We start from the raw sequence: 25,956 nt of genomic DNA on the forward strand, positions 1-25,956 counted from the left end.
TCGGCTGCGAAGCAGTCGTAAAATCGGCAGTTGCGGTGTGCCTGACAGAACGAGGTCGCAGCATTTGGGGCCGCTTCGCGACCCAGCGGGAGCAAGCTCCCTCGCCACAACATCACGTCGCCGTTATCCGCCAGATCCCGAACGGCTGGTGCCACGGTTCGATCCGCATCCACTGGTTTTTGCCATACCAGGTCCAGCGATGGCCGTTCATCAAGTCCTCGCCTTGAGTGACGGCATCGTCGGGCAAATCCATCTCCCACAGCGGCAGTTCGAAATTCGCCTCTTGTGCATTGAACGGATCGAGGCTGATCGCCACCAGAATGAAATTGCTGCCATCCGCGCTGCGCTTGCCGAAATACAGAATATTGTCGTTCCAGGCGTTGTAGACCTTAAATCCCAAATGGCTGTGCAGCGCCGGGTTCTGTCGGCGAATGCGGTTGAGCTGGGCGATCTCGGCAATGATGTTGCCCGGCGCGGTGAAGTCCCGTGGACGGATCTGATATTTCTCCGAATCCAGGTACTCTTCCCTGCCCGGCACCGGCGCGGCTTCACACAGCTCGAAGCCCGAGTACATGCCCCAGAGTCCCGAGCCCATGGTCGCCAGCGCGGCGCGGATGAGAAAACCGGCGCGGCCGGACTCATGCAGGAAGCCCGGATTGATGTCCGGCGTATTGACGAAGAAGTTCGGGCGGAAACACTCGCGCCACGGCGACTCGTTCAGCTCGGTGAAATAGGTCGCCAGTTCAGTCTTGGTGTTACGCCAGGTGAAGTAGGTGTAGCTCTGGGAATACCCGACCTTGCCGAGGCGCGCCATCATCGCCGGCGTGGTAAAGGCCTCGGCGAGAAAGATCACTTCGGGGTACACCGCCCGTATATCGGCGATCATCCACTGCCAGAACGGCAAGGGCTTGGTGTGCGGGTTATCGACCCGAAAGATCTTCACCCCCTCCTCGACCCAACCGACGACGATATCGCGCAGTGCGAGCCAAAGACCGGGGATCGCCTCGGCCGCATAAAAGTCGACGTTGACGATGTCCTGATACTTCTTCGGCGGGTTCTCGGCGTATTTGATGCTGCCGTCCGGGCGCCAGTTGAACCAGCCCGGATGCTCCTTGAGCCAAGGGTGATCCTGGGAACATTGAATGGCGAAATCCAGGGCGATTTCCAGCCCATGCTCAGCCGCAGCGGCCACCAGGCGGCGGAAATCTTCGCGACTGCCCAGTTCCGAATGAATCGCCTCATGCCCGCCCTCGGCACTGCCGATGGCGTAGGGGCTGCCTGGATCGTCAGGGCCGGACGTCAGGGCATTGTTCGGACCTTTGCGGTAGCTCAGACCAATCGGGTGGATCGGCGGGAAGTACAAAACATCGAAGCCCATGTTGCGCAGCATCGGCAATCGCGAGTGCACATCATCGAAGGTGCCATGGCGCTCCGGGTCATCGGTGATCGAACGCGGAAACAACTCATACCAACTGGCGAACTGCGCCAGTTCCCGTTCGACGTCCAGCGGATACTCAGAGCTGATGCTCAGGTAAGGACGGTGGTCGGCCTGGGCCATCAGCCCGGCGCTACGTTCGTGCAAAAACAGCGCGACTTGCCTGGTTTCAGACAAACCAGACAAATCACGGTGCAACACGCGCAACTGCTCGCTCAGTACCCCATCACTGCGTTCGGCCGCCTCCTGCACGTGGTTGCGCCCTTCCTGTAACTCCAGGCTGACCGGCACCCCGGCCTTCTGTTTCTTGCTCAGCTCATAACAAAAACTGGCGAACTGATCGATCCAGGCTTCGATACAAAACACATAGCGACCCTGGCTGACCAAGGTGAACTGCCCTTGCCAGCCGTTATTGCCCAGATCAGTCATGTCCTGGCTTTGCCACACCGAATCAGCCAACCCGCGCCAGCGGATCTTGACCGCCAACTGGTCATGGCCATCGGCGAACACCTTGCTGGTGACCGTCACCGGCTGGCCCACCACCGCCTTGACGGGAAACTGGCCACCATCGATGACCGGCATGGTGTTTTCTATCGCGATCCGCGGTAACAGCAGCGCCTGCGACAAGGGCAATTGCGGGTTGTGTTCAAGCTCTGTCGGTTTTCCAGCAGTCATTGAGCATCTCTCCTTACGCCCCATGGACGCTCTGGTACCTGGTCGTGTCTCACCTGCGCTCGTCTTCTCTGAATGAACCCACTTAGGTTCCGAGCCAAAACCCCGGCAGAAAGTTCAGATGAATTTGCCTGCGGCGTAGCCCAGCAGGGAATTCAAGCCGCCCGTTGACGGTCAACCGGTTTACTCACATCAACAGCAAGCAGAAACGAGGCCATGTTCATGGGTATTCCCATTCCACCTGAAACGCCCGATCCCAACATCGACACGACCCGACGCCAGATCCTCCACCTGTTCCGGAGCGGGACCCGACTCCACCGGACAATCAGCCACCCGTGGGAGATCCACCGAGCCACGAGCCGCCGGTCAAGGCTTGATGCAAGAGTAGTTATAGATCCCGGCAGGCGTCAGCTTCTTGAAGCAGTCGATTTTCGTCAATTGAGGCTACCGTTCGTCGCATTTTTTTAAAAAAACAAGACACCTCGAAAATAAAACGTACATGAAAAGGGGAAATGACTTACTTAGTCCTACAGACACGTTTTGATCAGCGCTACTTCGATATATTCCAGGCTAATACCGCCCAAAAACAAGCTTTTAAAAGACTCTCAAACGACATCACACACTATTTCGTCTTTTGAATATAAAAATCAACTACCACGAACATTCCCATTTCTTTGTACGACCACTCCTTCAAAGTTGAATGACATTTCCTACGCGCACATATCGACTCGTTTGCAGTTAATCCTGCAAACAGCTAATACTAGCAATGGCGCCACCCATAGGACTAACAGCCATGAAAAACAATATACACTTGAGAGTTATTGCACTGACGGGATCATTCATAAAAGAACAATTAAAAAAACCTATGCGCTTTTTTCTGGATCATGATTTCTCCCTGTACCCTTTTCTATTTTTTTGCAACAACCAGATACCAACTACTTCTTAGTAATTATACAGCCGCATCAGCGTGGTTTACGTTTACATTTCATCCAGCTAGCTTTATTTGGATTTGCCTTTTACATAATCGAACGAAGAGCGAGGGGCAGCACGGATTTCGCCCATCACTTATGGAAGGGACTGCAGATGACTTATTTATCAGTTACGGCATTTTTTTGCCTAAAATCTTTAAAACCGACTAATGCAATTTGCGCTAGAGATTTAACAGGCCCTCTTTCCACTCGAAGCCCGATTACTCTGACGCCTCGATCGTTAACCGCAGTGTGGTTGTGCCCTCCTCCTCAGTTCTGTACCGGCGCTGAAAATGGCAGTCAAACGTGTGGTTACCCGTTCTCTACCAGTCGAACCGAAAGCGTCATTCCCGGATATGGCGCTTCGCTGAAAGTCGCCAATCCAATCGCCAGAACAGAGAGGGCGATGTGATGGATAAGACTTCCGATGTCGTGTATCCGGTTACTCTGGAACAGTCTCGACGACTCAAAGCTGTCCATTTCGCACTCGGTAGCCAATACGGAATATCGCCCTACTTGGCAAGTATCAAATGGCCCTCGCAATCTGACTCTGTGGCGTTGTCCATGGCATTTTATGACGTAATTTCCCGGCATGAAGTTCTGCGCTCAAAGATCACTTATCCCAGTTTTTCCAGTACCCCATTCCAGGAAGTTCTTGCGATCTCCGACAGCCCTTCCCTTGGCCTACAGGCTGACACTCCGGCCCCCCTGAAAAATGTCTTCGACTCGCTTGAACAGCGTTGGCGGGAAGGCGGTTGCGAACATGCTCTGCTGGTCGCCAACGGCCTTACCGAAGCGGGTGAATCCTGTCTCGCCATACTCTTATCGCCGGTCTTTGGCGATTTGCCGACCCTGCGGATATTTGCCAAGGACTTTGCACACCAATACCACCAAAGGATTCTGGGACAAGCAGAGACACAAGAGTCGCCGCTGCAGTTTGTTGAAGTCGTCGATTACTTGAACGAACGAGAGCTGGAGCAACCTCTGGTAACACCGGGCTCAGCTAATTTCACGAGCACTGGCTTGCAGCTGTGTGGATTTCAGGAGAAGCGAGAGAGGCAAAGTAATTTCTGCTCCGCGGTCGTCGATATCGATGCGGCAATAATGGAGCAGATGTCCAGGCTTTGTTCGCGGCTCGTGGTGTCGAAAGAGTCTGTACTGCTCGCGGCCGCACAGAGAGTCTGGATGCAACTTCATTCGACGGAGGGGGCCGCGTTTACGATTCTCACCGAAGGGCGTTCAGAAACCGAACTCAGCGGAGCCTGTGGTCCTTATGCCATACGTCAGCGCCTGGGGGGTGTATGGAATGCAGAGGAACAAGCACTCGATGACGTATTGGGTCGCACGGCACATTTCATGGAAACCCCCTTTGAAACGTGCGCCGAGCAACCTCAATCCCCGAACACCATGAACCTGGTTTTCGAATGCGGACTGGGGAACACCTCCGCAGACCATCCGGATTTTCAACTCACCCTGCATGCAGCTCCCGCGACGCGTGCAGAAACTGTCATTTCCTTTGCCACGGATGCAATGGCCTCTGCGCATGGAGCCCTGATTCTAAGCGGACATCCAGCAACCACGAGCGAGGCCGCGCTGACCGGCCTTGGCCAGATGATCTGTGCCCAGTTACATGAATGGCTGAGCCCGGCGGCGGAGTGCTTTTCATTGCCTATGCATCAGCAAGAAAGCCTTGGTGGAGCATATGGCCCCGACCTTCGCACGCTGCTGAGCAGCGCTTTGCGCCGGGGCGGAAACAGCCTGGCGATAAAGTTGGGCCGACAAGCACTAACCTACGATCAGCTGCACAGTTTCGTGAACGCCGCAGGCTGGCGCCTATTGGAACTGGGAGCAGACAAGAATCACGCAGTGGTCCTTATCGACACGGCCTCGATAGAACTTATCGGCACCCTTTGTTCCTGCATTCTGCTGGGCATTCCATTTGCCGTCATCGATCCAGAGGCGCCAGCTCAGCGACGCCAGGCGATTCTGAACGATCTGGCCGCCTCGCTGATCCTGGTCACTGAAGGTCCATTGTTGGCCGAGCTGCAGACCTCTGGAGCAAAAGCGATTGGCATTGGTGAGTTCGTCACAAAAGCACCTCTGCCCATTGCTCCCGTGGATGCCAGTCATCCCGCCTATGTGTTGTATACATCGGGATCTACAGGCACTCCCAAAGGAGTGGAAGTCAGCCAAGCCGCTCTGGGAAACTTTTTCTCGTGGATGACGCAAGCCTTCCCACTTGCACCTGCCGATCGTATTTTGGTCAGCACTGCCCCGACCTTCGATGTATTCCTGCGTGAAACATTCTGGCCCCTGCTGCAGGGGGCTACGGTGGTACTCCCCGAACAGCAATCCAACTGGCTGGATCCTCGTGCACTGGCGTCCCTGTGTGCAAAGGAGCAGATCAGTCATGTTCGCCTTGTACCTTCATTAATATCGGAATTTGTTCATCTGGGGGTAGTACTACCCTCTTGCATTAAACGCTTCATGAGTGGTGGAGAAGCCCTCTCGACAGGCCTTTTGCAGGCATTCCTAGAGTTCAACCCACTGCCCTTTTGCGTTTTCTATGGGCCGACCGAAACCACAATCAACGTTGCTTTCTGGCAGGGAGAAGGCCATTTCACCTCCTCCTATGCTCCCCTTGGCGCACCAGCAGCAGGGGCACGACTGTTCATTGTGGATGACGCGTTCCAACCGGTACCGTGGGGGGCAGCTGGACAGTTATGTGTGGCCGGCAGGCCATTGGCGAACGGCTACAAAGATAACGCTGCGCTGACTCAGGAAAGCTTTCGCTGGCTGGATCTGGGCCAGCCGGGTAAAACCCGGGTCTATTTGACGGGCGACCGGGCACGCAGGCTGCCGGACGGCTGCTATGAGTTCCTCGGGCGGATGGATGACCAAGTCAAGGTCCGCGGCTTCCGGATCGAGCTCGGAGAGGTCGCCCATGCCCTCAGACGGCAGAACGGTGTGGTGGATGCACTGGTACTGGCGGATCCTCACGCCACGGAGACCCGCCTGATCGCCTACGTGATGCCCGCCCCCATCACCGGGGGCGGCACTGCTCTGCGCGAAGCCCTCAGGCACGAACTGCCCGAGTACATGATCCCCGCCGCGATTGTCGGACTCGATCAGTGGCCCCTGACCCCCAACGGCAAGATCGACAGGCGCGCACTGCGACAACCACAAGCCGCAACAGGCGGCCGCGGCGCCCTGCCCGCCGAGGGTCTGCAGACCCAATTGGCCCAGGCCTGGGCCGAAGTGATCGAGGTCGAGCATCTAAGCGTGGAAGACAATTTCTTCGACCTCGGCGGCCACTCCCTGTTGGCCATGCGTTTGATTGCCAGGCTGCGTGAAAATGCCTTGCACATAAACCTGAGACAGTTTTTCGATCGCCCCACCATCGCCAGGCAAGCCGAGTTCTTCACTCAGCAGCCTCAGGGCCAATCGCTCCAGGCCGTGGAAGTCCCGCGCCTGCCCCGTGAAGAACTGCTACCGCTGTCCATGACCCAGAACCGCTTGTGGGTACTGGACCAACTGGCACCAGGCAACCCGGTCTACAACATTCCCCTGGCCCTGCGACTGTCCGGGCCGCTGCAACAGCCCGCCCTGCAGGCCGCCCTGGAAGAGATCGTGCAGCGCCACGAGATCCTGCGCGCCAACTTCATCAACGATGAAGGTGAACCACAAATCAGTCTGCGCTCCTCGGCCATCCTTCCCTTCGAACACATTGACCTGTCCACTGCCGGACAGGCCAACGCACTGGATCAGTTGCTGACCCAGCGGGCGCGCCAACCTTTCGATCTGAGCGAGGATTCCCTGATCCGCGCCACGTTGGTCAAGCTCGGCGCCGAACAAGTATTGCTGCTGGTGGTTCATCACATCGTATTCGACGGCTGGTCACAGTCCGTGCTGCTGAAGGAGTTGGCCCAGCTGTACAGCGACCTGTGCAATGCCCGTGCGCCCTCACTGCCCCCGCTGCCCTACCAATATATCGATTACGCCCAATGGAAACGCGCGCAACTGGCCGAACAGGGGGTGTACGAACGCCAGCAGCGCTTCTGGCGCGAAAAGCTGGGCAGTGCACCGAAAGTCTTTGGCCTGCCCACCGACTTCCCGCGCCCGGCGGTACAGAGTTTTGCCGGCGCCGAATATGTATTCGACCTCCCGCAGCCGCTGGTGCAGCAACTGGAGAAGATCGCCCAGGAGCAGAAGGTCACCCTGTTCTCCCTGACGCTCTCGGCCTTCGCCGCCACACTCGCTCGACTCTCGGGACGCCAGGATGTGGTGGTTGCGGTTCCTCACGCAGGTCGCTATCCGGACTCCGGGGACCTGATCGGCTTTTTCGTCAACACCGTATTGATCTCACTTGCGGTTGATCCTGCAAGCACGATCGCCGATCAGGTAAATACGGCCCATCAGACCGCGCAGGAAGCGTTCGATAACGGCGATCTGCCTTTTGACCTGGTGGTCCGGACACTGGGGCTCGCCGGGGCCAACCACAGCGCCGTAACAGACGTCATGTTCACGTTCTCATACATGGACGCTGCGGCAGTGATCAGCGAAGAGCTTCATTTCGAAGCCTATGACGTCACGCTCAACGTGGCGAAGTATGGACTGATGGGATCCTTCATCGGCCACCCCGACGGCGCGCAATTTCGCTTTGAGTACGACGTTCAGCTATTTGCGCCAAATACCATAGAGCGTTTTGCCAGCAGCTTCAGCCAGCAGCTCGCTGACTGGATATCCAGCCATGAGCAATCGTGCGCAGTGTCACCGGCACAACCGATCGAAGGGATTCTGAAATGAATAACGTGCAAGAACACACCATGAGTGCAGTCGAGTACTCCCTCGCCGAGATCTGGGCACAAGCACTGAATCTGAAGGCAGTAGAACCCGATGACAATTTCTTTGCTCTGGGAGGCCATTCGCTGTTGGCGCTTTCAGTCATTGAACAAATAAAGCTGAGACTTGGCTGGATCGTGTCGCTGAGCACCTTCATTCAATATCCGACCATTCGTGAGCTGGTGGCCAACGCCTCGCAGCCCACTGCGGCCAATGGCGACCGCTTGTTGATCAGGATGAGCAAGCGCGGACGGCTCAAGCCTGTGGTCTTTGTACCCGCCATTGGCGGAATGATCTTTTCGTACGCAAAGCTGGCCCGTCATCTATCCGCCAACCGCGCCTGCTACGCGTTGCAATCTCCCGCCCTGATTGGCAATCCCGTACCGGAAACCATCGATCTGTTGGCCAGTCTGTACATCGACACGGTGGTCGCCGAGCTGGGTACCAGCGACTTTCATCTGGTGGGTTGGTCGTATGGCGGCCTGGTTGCCTTCGAAATGATGCGCCAGCTCGGCACAGCCCCAAGTCGCGGACTCGTGCTTATCGACTGTTTCGTCCGCCCAGAAAAACGCTCGCAGCCCTCCGAAGAGGCGATCCTCTCAGCGTTCATTGACGACCTGCTATCGCAATTCGGTCTGCCCCATGACATACCTCTCGGCACCCATCGCCCACTGGCGTTGCAAGCATTGGCATCCAGCATATTTGGTGCCCACGCCGTCGACAGCAACCCGCAAACCCTTGAGTTCATCGAGCGCATGTACCAGGCATATCTCGCCAACCTGCAGGCCATGATGGCTTATGAATGCGCTGCCGCGCCTGTCTCGGCGCTGCTCCTTCCGGGGCCTGCCAACGATACCGTGCCGAACTGGCGCCGCATGCTGGAGAACCTCGAAACCGTCGACCTTCCCGGTGATCATTACTCACTACTGGACGAGAACATCGCCGCACAGATTGCCTCTGTGGCTGGGGCCTATCTCGATCACCCAAACCTTATCGAACGACCGTCGGCAATAGGGGTACACCCATGAATCCGAGGACCCTGCATGGTCTGTTTGAAACCCAGGCGATACGAACCCCCAATGCGCTTGCACTGATTGGACCGGGTCAGCGCCTGAGCTTCAGCCAACTCGATCAGCTTTCCGAGCTACTCGCCGTGCAGCTGCTGCAACATGGCGTTCAACCTGCAGACTTTGTACCTATCGCAGTCCCCAAAGGCATCGATGCGGTCGTCGCCATCCTGGCTGTACTGAAAATCGGTGCCGCTTATGTTCCATTAAACCGTAGGTTTCCCGAGCAGCTGACGCAGTCGATCCTCGACGATATTCAGGCAAAGGTCTGCATCGGCGATGTGGCCGGCCCGCTTCCGGTGCTGCATCCGCCCCGGCACGTTCCGCCACTTCATGCACCTCAAGCACGACCTTTCAAGGCTGATAACCCCGTTGCCTGGGTCCTGTATACCTCGGGCTCCACGGGTAAACCCAAAGGTGTGTTAGGCACGCACAGCGCGTGTCTGGCACGTTGCGATGCATTGCTGCAGCACCAGCCGATTGCCGCCGATGACGTCTGCGTCGCGTACACCGCGCTCACAGTCGTAGATTCTTTCTGGGAGATCTTCGGCCCTCTCTCGGTCGGTGCTCCAGTCCTGGTCCTGCCTGAGACGCACACCCTGGACTTCGTGGATCAGCTCGATCAGTTGCGAGAGCACGCCGTCACAAGGATCTGCCTGGTGCCGTCGATGCTGCGCGTATTCATAGAGAGCTGTCCGCAACTGAGCCAGCTGCTGCCAAGACTGCAGACCTGGATCGTGAGTGGTGAACCTCTGGATAGAAACCTGGTACGCCAGTTCTATGCGGCCTGCCCGGACGCCATTCTGTTCAATCAATACGGTTTGACTGAAAGCTGCGCCGATGCCACGAGCTTTGATACAAAAAGCATCGTGAATGATCCCGCTGAAGGGGTGGTGCCTGTCGGGCGCGTTTTCGACCACTCCTCGATCCATATCGTGGATAAAGACCTTCGGGAGGTTGCTCCCGGCGAAGAGGGACAGATATGTCTGGGCGGGGCATGTGTCGCTGCTGGCTACCTCAACGCACCTGAAGTCAGCGCGGAGCGTTTCCGCCATCTGACCCATATCGCTCCCGGGTGGATTCTGCTGACAGGTGACTTGGGACGTCTTGATGAACACGGACAACTGCTGGTTACCGGCCGCATTGATCGACAAGTCAAGGTTCGAGGCTTTCGAGTCTCCCTGGATCAGATAGAAGACACCCTGAACAACCTTCCCGTTGTCGCACAAGCGGTGGTAGTCGCACAGGCTGCGACAGATCGCTCCCAACTGGTCGCCTATGTCATTGCCGCGCAGCCCGGCCTGTGCGCTGAACAGGTACGCAAGGCCTTGGGATTGGCGCTCCCCGATTACATGATGCCGGAAGGTATCGTCCTGCTGGATCGCCTGCCGACTACCCATTCTGGAAAGCCGGACCGCAAGTCCCTGCCACGCTGGGAGCCGCAGCATGATGCCTCCCAGGGCGCCACCGATGTGGCTCGAGACAATGGTGGTCTGCAGGCACTCTGGTGCGAAAGCCTGAAGCTTGAACGTTGTGCATCCCTGGCCGACTTCTTTGCCTTGGGCGGGGACTCTCTTGAGCTTTTGCGCCTGGCGGCCGCCATTCAGACTCGCTGGAAGAAGCGACTGGAGATGTCGAAGTTTCTCAGCGCCCCGACGTTCGAAACACTGAGCAGTCTGTTAGCCATATCCCCTTCTCTAGAGCTTGGGGTCAGCCCCCGCCCCGGACATCAGGTTGACATCGCGACACCGGGCCAGCGCCAGATCTGGTTACATGATCAAAGTCTTGAAACATCTGCCGGGTATGTCATCACGATTGGATGCCGACTCATCGGAGCTTTCTCTTCAGCCGCATTCTCCCGGGCCATTGACGCGCTGGTCGAGAACCATCCAGCACTGCGCACCAACCTTGTATTGGATGATTCAGACATTGTTCAACGCCTGCGCGACATCGCGGAGATCGAGATATCCGAACACCCTCTCAGTGCCGACCAATCCCTGACGATGCACACCCCGGAACAGCTACCCCAGGCAGTGGTTCGATTCATCGGCGAAGGGATCGACATTCAGCAGGAAGCACCCTTTCAGGCGCTGGTGCTGCATGAGGCTGATGACCGTCACATTGTGGTCCTCAAGGTTCATCACGCGATCATCGATGGCCCGGGCCTGGACCTTGTTCTGAAAGATCTGTCGAGGTTCTACAGCAGCATATTACGGCAGCAACCGATTGAGGCTGCGTACTACAGTACTGAAGATTATTTCGCCCGATGCAACGAACTAGACAACGCTTTTATCCATCCGGATGATCAGTTGTTCTGGACTGAGCGTTTGCGCGGTACCCGAGAGTCCTTGCTGATCGAATCAGATGTCGTGGCGTTCAGCGATGCTGAAACCTGCGGCTCGATTAACCTCAGATGGTCCGGTGAAGCGCTCGGCGCAATTCTAGATACCGCCGCACGCTGGTCAAGCACTCCCTATTCGCTCTTCCTGACGGCCTATGCACTAACCCTTGCGGCCTATGCGCCCGCCTGCGATACCGCATACATCGGAGTGCCGGTATCTCGCCGCCAAGGTCCACACGCGAATATGCCCGGCTGCTTTATCGAGACCCTTCCCTGCCAAATACCGTTGATCCGCTCAGGCACCCTGGAAGAGGCCCACAGACAAAGTCTCGAGGCGCTCAAGCAATCGATCGCACATATGTCAGCGCCCTTTCAGAAGGTAGTAGAAAACGCCGCAGGCTCGAAGCAGTCCATCAGCGCCAATACGTTTCAGACACTCCTGGCCTTCGACACAGAGCACGAAGCTCATCTCCAGTTTGAGGGGGCCTCCAACCATCCACTGCACCTGGAGAGCACTTTCGCGAAGTACCCGTTATCGGGGGACATCTATACGGCTGATGACTGCTGGCGATTGCGTTTGGAATATGACCGAAGGATCTACACCGACGAATTCGCGCAAGCGATAGCCGAGCACTTTCAGTCTGTGCTTGAGCATTTGATCGACAATGCCGAAGCCGACGTCAGTGTGGTCCTGGGTGCCGACAAAGCGTGTTATCAAGGCCAATCTCCATTACTGCGTGGTCAAGAACGTCGTGTGCAAGCCTCGACCATTGCCCAGCGCATCGCACAGGTTTCACAGGGCTGCCCAGATCGAACAGCGATGCGATGCATCGACGGTGAGTTGTCCTATGGGCTGCTGGAGGTGCTTAGCGATCGTGTCGCTGCGGCCTTGATCAAGAAAGGCGTAGGCATGGGCAATACGGTCGGTGTCGCGCTTGAGCGTAATCGCTGGTTCATCGTTGGCCTGCTGGGGATCCACAAGGCTGGAGCAGCCTACTCTCCCCTGCCCGATCTGGTGCCAGTCAATCGGTTTCACACCCTGATCGACGCCGCCGCGCCGACACTCATCCTCTCGAGCGGCCAACGTTATCAGCAGTTGTTGCAAGTGCAGGGAATACCCGAAGTAGTGGATGTGGCCGCGCTGGGGAACATCGAAGCCCAAGCCCCAGGTGTCTGCACAACGATGCACGCTGCGGCCTATGTTCTGTTCACGTCCGGGACAACAGGAACACCTAAAGGCGTCGCCGTGCCTCATCTGGCCTTGGCCAATCTCGTGGACTCTTTCGCGCAGGAACTCTCTGTGACGCAGAAGGATGTCGTCCTCGCGATCACCCCCTTGACGTTTGATATTGCGGGGCTGGAGATCTGGTTACCTCTGAGCCAGGGGGCAACCGTCGTATTGCTGGGTGAAGGTGCACCTGGGGATCCACAACTGCTCGCCCACACCCTTCAGACTCAGGGCATCAGCATTATGCAGGCGACGCCAGCGACCTGGCTGATGCTGTTGCGTGACGGCTGGAACGGTGCGTCCTCGTTGCGTGCACTCTGCGGTGGCGAGGCCATGTCCATCGAGCTCGCCCGCCAGTTGCATGCCCGGGTCAAGCAACTGCGCAACGTGTATGGCCCCACCGAAACGACCATCTGGTCGACCTCTCTATTGATCCATGAGAGCCATCTGAAGGGCGCGGTGTTACCGCTGGGGCAGCCTATTCAAAACACCTCACTGCATGTCGTCAACACCCGTGGCAGACCGTGCCTGCGTGGTGTGCCCGGTGAGCTCTGGATTGGTGGACAGGGTGTCGCGCTGGGTTATATCGGACAAGAGGAGTTGACCCACGAGAAATTCGTTTCCAACCCGCTTCTCGACAACACCCTGCTTTACCGGACGGGGGATCTGGTGCGATGGCGTCTCAACGGTGACCTGGAGTTCCTCGGACGGATGGATGACCAGGTCAAGGTCCGGGGCTTCCGGGTCGAGCTTGGAGAGATCGCCCATGCCCTCAGACGGCAGAACGGTGTGGTGGATGCACTGGTTCTGGTGGATCCTCACGCCACAGAGACCCGCCTGATCGCCTACGTGATGCCCGCCCCCATCACCGAGGACGGCACTGCTCTGCGCGAAGCCCTCAGGCACGAACTGCCCGAGTACATGATCCCCACCGCGATTGTCGGGCTCGACCAGTGGCCTCTGACCCCCAACGGCAAAATCGACAGACGCGCACTGCCGCAACCACAAGTCGCAACAGGCGGCCGCGGAGCCCTGCCCGCTGACGGCCTGCAAACGCAATTGGCTCAAGCTTGGGCTGAAGTGCTCGAGGTCGAGCACCTGAGCGTGGAAGACAACTTCTTCGACCTCGGCGGTCACTCCCTGTTGGCCATGCGCTTGATTGCCAGGCTGCGTGAAGACGCCTTGCACATTAACCTGAGACAGTTTTTCGACCGCCCCACCATCGCCAGGCAAGCCGAGTTCTTCACTCAACAGCCTCAGGGCCAATCGCTCCAGGCCGTGGAAATCCCGCGTTTGCCTCGTGAAGAACTGCTGCCGCTGTCCATGACCCAGAACCGCTTGTGGGTACTGGACCAGCTGGTCCCGGGCAACCCGGTCTACAACATTCCCCTGGCCCTGCGACTGTCCGGACCGCTACAACAGCCCGCGCTGCAGGCGGCCCTGGAAGAGATCGTGCAGCGCCACGAAATCCTGCGCGCCAACTTCATCAACGATGAAGGTGAGCCACAGATCAGTCTGCGCTCCTCGGCCACCCTTCCCTTCGAACACATTGACCTGTCCACTGCCGGACAGGCCGATGCGCTGGATGAGCTGCTGACCCAGCGGGCGCGCCAACCTTTTGATCTGAGCGAGGACGCCCTGATCCGCGCCACGCTGGTCAAGCTCGGCGCCGAACACTACGTATTGCTGCTGGTGGTTCATCACATCGTATTCGACGGCTGGTCACAATCCGTGCTGTTGAAGGAGCTGGCGCTGCTGTACAGCGACCTGTGCAATGCCCGTATGCCCTCACTACCCGCACTGCCCTACCAATATATCGATTACGCCCAATGGAAACGCGCGCAACTGGCCGAACAGGGGGTGTTCGAACGCCAGCAGCGCTTCTGGCGCGAAAAGCTGGGCAATGCGCCGAAGGTCTTTGGCCTGCCCACCGACTTCCCACGTCCGGCAGTGCAGAGTTTTGCCGGCGCCGAATATGCATTCGACCTCCCGCAGCCGCTGATGCGGCAACTGGAGAAAATCGCCCGGGAGCAGAAGGTCACCCTGTTTTCCCTGATGCTCTCGGCCTTCGCCGCCACACTCGCTCGACTCTCGGGACGCCAGGATGTGGTGATCGGAACAGACCTGGCGGGGCGCAGAGCCTCCGGTAGCGACAGCCTGATAGGTTTTTTTGTCAGCAACGTCCCTCTACGCTTTGTATTGACATCCGGTCTGACCTGGCAGCAGCTGGTTAGCCAGATCCATGATCAGGTCATGGAGGTCATTGATCAGCCCGTCGACCTTGAGTTCGACCAGATAGTAGAAGCGGTGCGCCCCAAGCGTGACGCCAACCGCAACCTGCTATTTCAGACCTTGTTCGCTCTGCATCATGAGTCGCAGGAGATGCCGCACTGGCAAAGCCTCACCGTGGACCGCATGGATATCGATAGCGCCACCAGCCCGTTCGACCTCTCCCTGCATGTGACTCGACGCGGCCCACATACCTTGGGGCTTTGTCGCTACAGCACCAGCCTGTACCTGGACACCTCCATTGAAATGCTCTGTACCTCATTCACAGCGATGCTTGATCGCTGGGCGACGTCTCCAGACAGTCTGCTCGAAGGAGGCCCGGTGCCTCCAGATGACTCAGGCCAACCTCATCACAGTGACCAGACCCTTAACACTTAACCGGAGCCTTCATGTCTTTACCTATTTTCCCGGCCCGGATGACCAGGCAATTCGCGTGGATAGCCATCGCTACGCTCAGCACACTGGTCGTCAAGGAAGTCTGGCAGACTTCGGTACCTCTGATCGCCGTGTCCATCATGCATACCGATCCGAGAACGCTGGGGTTTCTGGTGGCGACCGAAACCCTGCCCTTGGTGCTTCTTGGGTTGCTGATCGGCGGCTGGGTCGATCGCCTGGGTCCGCTCATGACCCTGGGCCTGTCGCAGGCGGGTCTATTGGTGATTTTCTCCATAGGCGTTTATCTATGCCGTAGATACGACCTGTCGGGCGCTATCCTGGCCTTGTTTGCCGTGGTGTTTCTGGTTGGCCTGCATGGCATGTTATTCGATGTGTCATTGCTGGCTGTCACACCGACCCTGGTCGAGTCCGAACAGTTGCCATGGGCCAACAAGATTCAAGCCATCTGCCAGTCGCTCGCCGAAATAGGCGGCCCAATCCTGGCCGGCAGCGCTTTGGCCATCACCGGGCCTGTAGGAGTGGCCAGCGTCTTGTGCTTACTGTCTGCAGTGTCCCTGATCACATGCATTACCGCAGCACGCTCACGGTCAAGATTGAAAGCCGGAGCAGCCCCCGCGAAATCGGTACAGGTTCAAGGCTCCAGGCTTTCCGGTTTCCGGTCATTGACACAGTCGGCTCTGATGCGGGCGGTGGTTTTCAACTCCTTAACCTGGAACCTGTTCTACGGCATGTTGCTGCCCATCTTTGTCAGCGGCGTCGCAGTCCTGGGGCATCGTCCAGAATTGACCATCTCAGTGGCCTTTTCAGCAAATGGCGCGGGCTTTCTCCTGGGCAGCCTGAGTTCAACCTGGATGGTCGCCCGCCTGGGTGTGGGGCGCACCATTCTTGCGGCAAAGTCGCTGGCAGCGGTAACCAGTCTCGCGCTACTGCTGTTCATGCATACCTCGCGTTTCGAGACCCTGACCGCCATTGCCGCCATGGTTTTCTTCATCTTCGGAGCAGTGGTGGCCACCTCACAAGTCAGCTCCGTGAGTATTCGCCAAGCCTCAATCCCACGCCCTTTTCTAGGCCGCACGATGGCTGCATTTCGTGTAACGACCTGGGTCGGCTTGCCTCTGGGTTCAGTGTTCGGTGGCTATGCAGCTCACAGCCTGGGCACTTTTGGCGCACTGAGTGTGGCCATTGCCTTCAACGTGCTTTGCACCGCTGTGCTATGGCGCTCATCACTGTCAGCACCTGTCCTGGACATCCAGCAGGTCAGTCACGACGTCCCTTCCAGCCTTCCAGACCCGGAGCAAAGATGAACACCATTCGCCGACAAAGAAACGGAATATCGTCTATCGATGCACTCCAGACTCTTATCTCGTTCAGTACTGAAGCAAACGAACCTCCCTGTACCCTGAGACCTCGCATTTCAGGAGTTTCACTGGATGATCTGCGTAACGAGCGCCTGGAGCAGGTAAGGCAGTTGCTCGCTCAGCAAGGTTGCGTTTTGCTGCGATCGTTCCGGGTAGAAGGGGCAGCCATGTTCTCCACCTTCATTCAACGACTGGCCAAGACCTCGGCACATTATCGGGAACCTGCCACACCACGCACACATGTGCATGGCGACGTCTTCACCTCGACCGAGTACCCAGCCGACCAAAGCATTCCGCTGCACAACGAGAATTCGCATTGTGTGGCTTGGCCGATGACCATCGCATTCTTTTGTGAAACCCCGGCACATACCCGCGGGGGGACACCGATTGCCGATTGCCAACGGGTACTGGAGCGGATCAGCGACACAATCTTGTCTGAATTCGAGCAACGCAAGATCCGCTACATTCGCCGCTTCGGAGAGGGACTGGGGTTCAGCTGGCAAAAAGTATTCGGCGTTGATACCCGGCAAGCCCTCGAAGCCTACTGCGCGGATGCCGGCATGAGCACCCAATGGACAGCTAACGGCCTATGTGTGACCTATGAGCGCGAGGCGATTCATCGCCACCCGCTAACAGGCCAGCGGCTCTGGTTCAACCACGGCCTGTTTTTCAACCCGGCAAGCATGTCCGATCAGATTCGCAACGAACTGTTCGCGCAAGTCGGCGCCCAGGCCCTTCCCTACGACACATGTTATGGCGATGGCCAGCCTTTCGAGCCGGAAACCCTGGAAGCGATACGTGCGGCCTATGCCGCAGAGACACGGGTATTCCAATGGCAAACAGGCGACGTGCTGGTGCTGGACAACATGCGCTTTGCCCATGGCCGAGAGCCATATACCGGCCCCCGTCGGGTGCTGGTCGGCATGAGCGATGACATCAGCACATTGGGTGGCTCATCCCGCCACTAAGGAAATCTGCTTACACCCCAGGCAAGTCAGTGTACGGAGACACTATGCATACATCAGCCGATAAGCGTGCGACACCCACCGACGATACATCGCCGGTATCAATTGAGGGACTGTTTACTCGTATCGCGGCACTGACCCCCGATGCCATCGCCGTCTCTGATCGGGGTCAGGATATGGCCTACGCAACACTTTGCGATCACGCCTGGACGTTATCCGAGCAACTCGTCAACGCGGGCATCGTCGCCGGAGACTTCGTTGCGCTGTCGCTGGAGCGTGGCGCGGATATGATTTGCGCGATGTTGGCAACGCTGATGGCTGGCGCGGCCTACATCCCTGTAGATCCACGTTATCCAGTGGAGCGACGGAAATTTATCCTCAACGATTCACAAGCCGTTGCGTTGATCAGGGACAGTAATGAGCCCGGGCAAAAAAGCCCTCGGATTCTCCCCATCGAGCGCTCCACCGGGCGCAGACCGGCCCCTTCGGTCACTGGGCGCGTGGCCTATGTAATCTACACCTCGGGTTCAACGGGTAAGCCCAAGGGTGTGATGGTCACGCACCATAACGTATTACGACTGTTTCACAGCACAAATGGTTTTTTCGACTTCTCTGCAAGCGACGTCTGGTGTGGATTCCACTCGCCGTCCTTTGATTTTTCGGTCTGGGAGATCTGGGGAGCACTGCTGCACGGCGGTCGTCATGTGATCGTTCCGGTGGAGACGGCCAAGGACCCGCTGCGATTTGCGCAACTGCTCACAGAACAGGCCGTCAGCGTGCTCAACCAGACCCCGTCGGCCTTCCGCAATCTCATCCCCGTACTTGGGGCGCATGGCGTCAGCAAGAGCCTGCGTTACGTCATTTTCGGCGGAGAGAAACTGGACGGCGCCGCCCTGCGTCCCTGGGCATCACGCTTCGGCCTGGATCGCCCGGCTCTCGTCAACATGTACGGCATCACTGAAACGACAGTGCATGTGACGCATAAACGCCTTTCTCTGGCAGACCTTGAGCAAAGTGACAACAGCCCGATAGGTACTCCCCTCAGCGACCTGCAAATTCGCGTGGTATCGGCCAGCGGTCACGAGTTGCCTGCCGGTACCGCTGGAGTCATGCATATCGGCGGCGACGGGGTCAGCGCGGGCTACCTGGGGCGCGAGTCGCTCACCGCCGAGCGCTTCTACCAGGCACCTGACGCCAATGGAGTCATGCGCCGCTGGTACGACTCTGGCGATATCGGCATGCAACTGAACAATGGCGAATATGCCTGCCTGGGCCGAGCCGACAAGCAATTGAAAATCAGAGGTTTTCGAATAGAGCCCGGCGAAATCGAAAGCCTGTTGCGTAACGATCCTGATGTCATCGATTGCGTGGTCAGCGCTGCCGATTTTGCCAGCGATGACCGACGCTTGATCGCCTGTGTCGTGGTGTCGCAAGCCGCACTGCACTCAAGCGCTCAAACCCTCAGGCGACTGAAAGCCTTAACAGAGTCGTCATTGCCAGCACATATGTGCCCATCCCGATACTTTCTTGGAACGGAGTTTCTTATGACAGCAAACGGAAAACTGGACATCAACGCGTACGTGCATCAACCCGAGCAGAACTCGCAAACATCGTCCAAAGAATCAGCTCACGTATTGGTGCGAAATGTATGGGTGCTGCTTCTGAAGAACGGGGATTTCTCTGATGACGACGAGTTTTTTGATCAAGGTGGAACCTCTTTCACCCTCATCAAAATGCTTCAGACCATCAACCTGATTTTCGACACCCAGGTTCGGCCCGATGCATTGAGTGAGGGCGTCACCGTCAACAGATTAGCTGACTTGATTCACCAACAACGTCAATCCAAAACCGCATAAAAAGGAACTTACATGCTTACTCAAGAACGTTCTTTTGCCCTGACAGACGAAGAGCTTAGAGACTTCCACCGTAACGGCTACGCAGGCCCCTTCACCCTGTATGAGCCCGAAGAAATGAACAATCTGTGGCGCAAGCTCCGGTTGCAGTTGCTGGACCGAAGCAACGCGATCTACCAGATCGATTCCGCCATATCGGGCGTCACGAACATTGCCAACTATGATCGGCACCTGGACAACGAGCACTTGGCCGAACATATCTGCCGTCCAGAAATCGCTGAACGCGTGGCCAGCATTCTAGGTCCGGACGTGCTGTGCTGGCGCACCGAGTTTTTCCCAAAATATCCGAGGGACGAAGGTACGGATTGGCATCAGGCGGACACCTTCGCCAATGCTTCAGGCAAACCGCAGATTGTATGGCCACAAGACCGCGAGTTCGGCGGCACCATTACCGTATGGACGGCATTCACCGAAGCGAACATCGAAAACGGTTGCTTGCAGTTCATTCCCGGTACGCATCAGACCATGAATTACGATGAAACCAAGCGGATGGTCTATGACCCTGATGCCTTCAGTCAAACCGAGAAAGAAGGCGTACGGCGTGGCTTCTTTGGCTACGACTACCGTCAGCTGCAAGTCGATCCGGACTGGAAACCAGATGAGTCCGCAGCGCAATCCATGGTCATGCGCCCAGGCCAGTTCATCATTTTCTGGTCGACCCTGATGCATGCCTCCCATCCTCACTCAGGGCAGTCCGAGCAGATGCGCATGGGGTTTGCCTCCCGTTATGTCCCCGCCACCGTACATGTCTATCCAGATACGGATGTCGTCGATGAGTACGGAGGCAGCGTGAGCCTGGAGAAATTTGGCTCCGTGGTCGTAAGCGGCCGTGCTTCCAACAATGGAAACCGGATAGCGACACACACAACTACAGGCAAACCTTTTCTGAAAAAACAGCCTATGGAAGCTTAACGCCTACAAGGTGTGGCTTTCTCTGACATGGACGGGGGGTGCTATGGAACATGAGTGGAAACGGCTTACACGGGCGCTGTTTGACTGCTGTAGTTTCTTGGCGGCATGCGACACGCTCGTGCGTATCTATCCGATTGCCAACGTTGATAACCCGGCGCAAGAAAGCGAGCAGAGAACGAAGCAGATGGCAGCCATGGAGAAGGTCATAAACACGACCTGCAGCGCTCTGGGCATACGATCACCTGTCATGTGTGAAGCTGAACCTGACAATGCGTCGAGTCTGGATGTCGGCTTGAGCCGTTTTCTGGCGCTGGATGGTCTTTCTTACCCCCCCGGCCTTTATCTGAAGATCAACCTGAATTCTGCCCCGCAGCTGCCCTGGACGATGGCCTGAACAAACGGCTTGTGCGGCTCAACGGTGATCACCTCTTGAGCGTGTACACCGCCGGTGAGCAATCAACGGTTGCAGTGTTACTGGTTCCTCCCTGTGGGGTACCGGCTGCCGCACTCAGGCCGTGGATGCAACTACTGGGCGAGCAGTACCTGACCATCACCTGGGAGTCAGCGCTGATGTTCTCCAGCGACCCCCTGCCGGCCATTGCCGGCGATCCCGTACAGGTTGTCTGCGACGAAATAACAGGCCTCATAACGGCATACGAATTAACCCGGGTACACCTGATTGGCATCTGTGGCGGCGCCGCGTCGTCCTTGCTCGCCGCCGCGCAAATTCCCGAGCGGATCGCGTCCCTCAGTGTCTGCCACGGCGACATAAAAGTCGGTGCCGACAGCCCCAGAACCCCCTTTCAAGAACAGTTCGAAAGCATGCTGTTCGACACCCAGGAGAACATCGAACAGGCCAGATCCATCTACGAAACCTTGCTCGATCCGGGGCTCGCACTCAGCATCCCGGCACGTCTGGGTCCGTTCGTGCTCTACCCCTACACGCGATTTTCTTTGTTCCAGCGTTATGCGCTGATCAACAGCGCATTGATGAACTTTGATGCGTTACCCATAGCGGATCAAATCACTTGTCCGGTCCTGCTGCTCACCAGCCAGAACGATCGGATGGCACACCCGGAACCCTCACGCCGACTGGCGAGCCTGCTACCGCAGGGACAGCTCCTCGAGCGCCCCAAGGGTGACCACCTCGATGTCCTGTTAGAAGACCAGGAACTGCTCAGTACCGTCAGCGATTTCATCGCCTCGGTCTCGACCACGCAGTTTCCGGCCCGGACCTGCGACGGACTTTCGACATTTGCAAAAGGTGAAATATGCAAAAGGATTCTTTACTAGTGCAACTGGACGGGCACCAGCGGACACGCCCCCAGGCTCCAGCGATCATTGCTGATGGACGGCAGGTTTCTTACGCCAGTCTCTGGCAAGGAGCGAAGAGCACAGCGTCGGCGTTGCGCGATGCTGGAATCGGCGATGGGCATCTGGTACTGGTCGAAGGTCCCCGTAGCGCCGATCTGCTCATCCACCTGCTGGGTGTGCTGCTCTCTGGCGCCGCTTACTGCATACGCGAACGACGTGAGTCGGGCCATACGCCGGCAACTGTGTCCGATGATGAGCTGTTTGACGCGCTGATCAGCGTAACCCAAGGCTCGGATCCCTCCCCCAGGCCATTGACGGTCTTTGCCAACGGCGCTCATCCCCACTCTCGCGAGACCGGGCTCGCCTGTATCGTGCTCACCTCGGGTTCCACCAGTCGCCCCAAGGCTGTCGGCATCACCCACGACAACATCGCCCACTACTGCCTTGGGTTGAGCGAACGACTGAAGATTACCCAGGCCTTGTCCTGTGGACACGTCAGCAGCCTGGAGGCAGATCTGGGCAACACCAGCCTGTTTATTGCCTGGTGGACTGGCGGCGCCATGGTGCTGGCCAATGATATCCAGCGACGCGACCCTACGGCTTTTTGGGACTGGCTGAGCAACACTGAGATCGGCCTTCTGAAAATGACCCTCTCACATTGGCAAGCGATGCTGAGCTCTTGCAGAACGCTCCCCTTCAGACAACCGTTGCTCGACTTTCTGCTATTGGGCGGTGAGCGTTTTACCTTCGATGTGGCACACATGTCTTTGGATTCCAACTGCGCAACTCAGGTCTGGAATCACTACGGCCCCACTGAAACGACCATTGGTGTCGCCGCCTACCCGGTCCTCGATGTCGGACAGCTGCAGCGTCAAGGACACACATCAGTCCCTATCGGCCGGCCGCTGGGGGCTACCCGTTTTGTCGTTTCGATCGAGGGTGAACGGGCATCGACGGGCCAGGGCGATCTCTGGATAAGCGGCCCGGCTATTGCGGTCGGCTACCTGAATGATGCCGAAGCGACAGACCGGTCTTTTATACAGCCAGACGGCCCGACGGGAATTCGCTATTACCGTACGGGCGACGACGTCCGTCTCGGTGATGATGGCGTAGCCGAGTTCATCGGCCGGCAGGACCGGCAGGTAAAACTGAGCGGATTCAGGGTCCAGCTGGATACTCTTGAACAGACTATCGTCGCCATCCTGGAGGCTGAACGTGTTGCCTGCCTGATCGCACCTGCAGAGTCAGGACGGCTGGTAGTGTTCGCCTTGAAGTCGCAGAGAACGACGACATCGCAAGACATGATAGGCATATTGGCTGCCAGTCTTGACCCGGCACTCCTGCCTTCAAGATTGCTATGCGTTGATACCTGGCCTTTAAGCGCCAATGGCAAAACCGATTACAAAGCACTGGCGGCCTTGCTTCAGGAGCCTGTCGTATCCAGGACAGACTCCGCCGTGGATATGTCCGAGGACCCGCTGATTGCGCATTTGCAAACTGTCTGGATGCGCCAGCTGAACCTCGACAGCGTCTCACCAGGGGAAGACTTTTTCGAGATCGGCGGTAATAGCATCGAAGCAATCAAAATGATCGGTTCACTGCAGATGAATGGACTGGAAGCCAGCACCAAGGACTTTCTGAACGCACCGACCATCCAGGCCCTCGCCCTCTCGATACGGGCCGCCCAAGCCCTCGCCGTGTCGGCACCCGAAACGATAGAACAAGATAGGTCGCGACTATCTCCCGCGTTACACGACTGGTTCGGCAATCATCAGATCGTCGACAGAAATCACTGGAATCAGGTTTTTGTCGTTGAAATAGAAAGCCTCGTCGATCCCGAGCACGTCAAAAGCGCGGTCTGCGCTTTAGTAAAGCGCCACCCGACGCTCACCGCTCGTGCAGTTCAAGTCGGTGAAAGCTGGCAACTGCAGCGTACTGAGAGCAGCAGCCCTTACTTCAGCCATTCTGCGCTTCTGGCCAACGCTGATAAAACCCAGGACTTGCGTCTTGAGCAGGCGATGTCAATGCTTCAAAGCAGCATTGACCTGTGGCGAGGTAACGCTTTCCACATTCACCTTTTCCAGATGGGAGGGAACAGGGACCTCATATTCTGTGTGGCTCATCATGCGTTGGTGGATGGGATTTCCTGGCGCATTGCCCTCTCGGAGCTTCTGGATGACTTGAATGGCAAGTATGCCGCGACCGCGACCCACAAACGTCTGGAGCTTTCTATCGCCAACTCGTGGTTCAAGGAACTCGAGGCCGAAAAGCGTGCGCAATCCGGACAACTGAAGCTCTATCTTGAACACTGTCGCAAAGGCCTGCCGATGGTCATGACCCTGCCCGTACTGGCTGCCAGCGAGGGCGACGCCTACTCAATCTGGCTGGAACTGAGCGCGACGGAAACCGGCGAGCTGATAGCGGCCTGTGCAACGCGCGATGTACCTGTCCACATTGTCGTGCTCGCGGCTTTTTGCCAGGCATATGCCACGCAAACGGGCGTAAAGGCTTGCTGGGTGGATATTGAAAGCCACGGTCGTGTCAGAAAGAACGCGTCAGTCGATGTTTCTTCGTGCATGGGTTGGTTTACCAGCCTCTATCCCGTGCTGATGAACGCCTCGCCCGAGCACTTCCAGGAAACCCTGGAGGCCGTTCTTCAAGCCATGCAAGCTGTGCCTTTGGCCGTCAGCGAATGCGGGGCGTTCGCCGAAGACTTGCGTAAGGCGAAACTCCCTTCACCGCACCTGCTGTTCAATTTCCTGGGGCGTTTCGAGCTGCCGAGTGAACATCCTCTACGTCCAACGTTCTCCCGCTGCTATCCCGGACTTTCCCGGGGGACCGGCAATGCGCGTCAACATTCGACGGCCCTGACTGCAAGGTTACTGGAAGAGGCGCTGACCATCGATTGCACATTCACCGCACAACGCATTGCACGGGACACCGTAGCGGCAATACTGCGGGAGATGCAGCGTATTCTGCTGGACTTTTCCCAGTGCGCCCCACGCCCGACTGCCCTTGTGCAATCCGGGAATGCCAGCGGCGCACTGTGGTATCGGGCAGCGCGCCGACGCTTTGAGCAGGTCAACTATCCTCAGCGAGACAGCGTACTGCTGACCGGTGCCACAGGGTTCGTCGGCGTCCATATTCTGCAAGAACTGCTACATCGCACCAGTGGCACGATTTACTGCATCGTCCGGGCACCGAATGATGTCGTTGCACAACAGCGCCTGCTTGAGACGCTCAATGAATACTGCCAGAAAGACAGCATCAAGGCTGTTGCCAAGCTCCGCTTGGTGGCACTGGCAGGCGACATCAGCCTGCCGGATCTGGGATTGTCCCGCCAGCGCTACGCACAGCTGCGTGATGATCTGGGCGCCATCTATAACAGCGCGGCCGACGTCAGGCTTTTTGTGCCATTGAGCCAGCTCAAACAAGTCAACGTAGAAGGTGTCGAACACCTGCTCGAACTCGCGACCCAGGCTGGCTATCTGGACTTTCACCATGTCTCGACCCTGTCGATTGCCGGAAGTTGCCACGCTGCTGATGTGATGATTTTCGATGAAAGCACACTCAATGCAGGCCAGGTGTTTCGTAATTCCTACGAACAATCCAAACATGCCGCGGAGGAGCTTGTACGGCAGTACGCCCTGAACGGCGCCAGAGCAATGATCTACCGACTCGGCAACGTCTGCGCCCACTCTCGTACAGGTCGCTTTCAACGAAATGCCGCTGACAATCAGATTGTTCAGATCATCCAGGCTTGCCTGGACGATCTGAGGATAGATTTTCATCAGTCACTGACGCTGGCGCCGGTGGACGTTGTGGCGGCGGGCATTGTCGCTCTGTCTTTGGATGAACGCCTGAATGCCGCTACGTTCCACGTAGATTCCCCCTATGAAGACAGCTACGAACGCTTGATTCGCCGTGCGCGGAAGATTGCCAGTACCTGGCCGGCAGCACCCGGTTCAACTCGCGCTTCGGCTCAGGAAATCAGCCACCTGGCGAAATTCTGGTTGACGCGTCCTCAGCCCAACGTGCGTTTCCTGAGTCATCGCACGCGCCACTATCTAAATCGCCTGGGGCTGAGCTTTGCCCCTCTGGATGAGTCCTGGTTCGAGGCGTTCGTAACCCATCTGCTCGAGAGTGGAACGCTCGACAGTTCTGCGATCTACGAATACTACGAGGCGTTTGGGCAGCATCAACCCGGTGCCCGATCGCAGCGCCCCGTCGCCAACCCACCTAGCCAGTCATAGGAC

The 25,956-nt window shown here is 57.4% G+C and carries 11 protein-coding genes; 10 read left to right on the top strand and 1 reads right to left on the bottom strand.

Annotated features, from left to right (window positions below; translation table 11 throughout):
- Positions 1-112: 112 nt before the first annotated feature.
- Positions 113-2,110, bottom strand: a complete 1,998-nt coding sequence (locus AC3I0A_RS15460) for an alpha-1,4-glucan--maltose-1-phosphate maltosyltransferase (protein WP_489372836.1) — start codon at positions 2,108-2,110, stop codon at positions 113-115.
- Between the two features lie 1,529 nt (positions 2,111-3,639).
- On the opposite strand from AC3I0A_RS15460, the gene AC3I0A_RS15465 reads away from it, so the two are divergent.
- The 10 genes from AC3I0A_RS15465 to AC3I0A_RS15510 are packed head-to-tail and all read left to right on the top strand — an operon-like array spanning position 3,640 to position 25,953.
- Positions 3,640-7,881, top strand: a complete 4,242-nt coding sequence (locus tag AC3I0A_RS15465; protein WP_489372838.1) for a condensation domain-containing protein — start codon at positions 3,640-3,642, stop codon at positions 7,879-7,881.
- Positions 7,836-8,945, top strand: a complete 1,110-nt coding sequence (locus AC3I0A_RS15470) for a thioesterase domain-containing protein (protein WP_489372840.1) — start codon at positions 7,836-7,838, stop codon at positions 8,943-8,945. The genes AC3I0A_RS15465 and AC3I0A_RS15470 overlap by 46 nt, the downstream gene beginning before the upstream one ends.
- Positions 8,942-15,220 carry an amino acid adenylation domain-containing protein gene (locus tag AC3I0A_RS15475; protein WP_489372841.1) on the top strand — a complete coding sequence of 2,093 codons (6,279 nt, stop codon included), beginning with the start codon at positions 8,942-8,944 and terminating at the stop codon, positions 15,218-15,220. The genes AC3I0A_RS15470 and AC3I0A_RS15475 overlap by 4 nt, the downstream gene beginning before the upstream one ends.
- 11 nt (positions 15,221-15,231) lie before the next feature.
- The gene (locus tag AC3I0A_RS15480) at positions 15,232-16,542 is read left to right on the top strand and encodes an MFS transporter (RefSeq protein ID WP_489372843.1); all 1,311 of its coding nucleotides are present in this window, start codon (positions 15,232-15,234) and stop codon (positions 16,540-16,542) included.
- Positions 16,539-17,564 carry a TauD/TfdA family dioxygenase gene (locus AC3I0A_RS15485; RefSeq protein ID WP_489372845.1) on the top strand — a complete coding sequence of 342 codons (1,026 nt, stop codon included), beginning with the start codon at positions 16,539-16,541 and terminating at the stop codon, positions 17,562-17,564. Before AC3I0A_RS15480 ends, AC3I0A_RS15485 begins: the two co-directional genes overlap by 4 nt.
- Before the next feature lie 44 nt (positions 17,565-17,608).
- Positions 17,609-19,417 (top strand): amino acid adenylation domain-containing protein, encoded by a 1,809-nt coding sequence (locus AC3I0A_RS15490; protein WP_489372847.1) that lies wholly within the window; start codon positions 17,609-17,611, stop codon positions 19,415-19,417.
- A 12-nt stretch (positions 19,418-19,429) separates the two neighbouring features.
- Complete coding sequence (locus tag AC3I0A_RS15495) at positions 19,430-20,386, top strand: chlorinating enzyme (RefSeq protein WP_489372849.1); 957 nt, start codon at positions 19,430-19,432, stop codon at positions 20,384-20,386.
- A 43-nt stretch (positions 20,387-20,429) separates the two neighbouring features.
- On the top strand, positions 20,430-20,780 hold the full coding sequence (locus AC3I0A_RS15500) for a hypothetical protein (protein ID WP_489372850.1): 351 nt from the start codon (positions 20,430-20,432) through the stop codon (positions 20,778-20,780).
- 35 nt (positions 20,781-20,815) lie between these two features.
- Positions 20,816-21,679, top strand: coding sequence for an alpha/beta fold hydrolase (locus AC3I0A_RS15505; protein WP_489372852.1), 864 nt, complete (start codon positions 20,816-20,818; stop codon positions 21,677-21,679).
- Positions 21,658-25,953 carry an SDR family oxidoreductase gene (locus AC3I0A_RS15510; RefSeq protein ID WP_489372854.1) on the top strand — a complete coding sequence of 1,432 codons (4,296 nt, stop codon included), beginning with the start codon at positions 21,658-21,660 and terminating at the stop codon, positions 25,951-25,953. Before AC3I0A_RS15505 ends, AC3I0A_RS15510 begins: the two co-directional genes overlap by 22 nt.
- Positions 25,954-25,956: the final 3 nt, after the last annotated feature.

It is taken from the genome of Pseudomonas sp. KH_024_B2 (assembly GCF_057839965.1).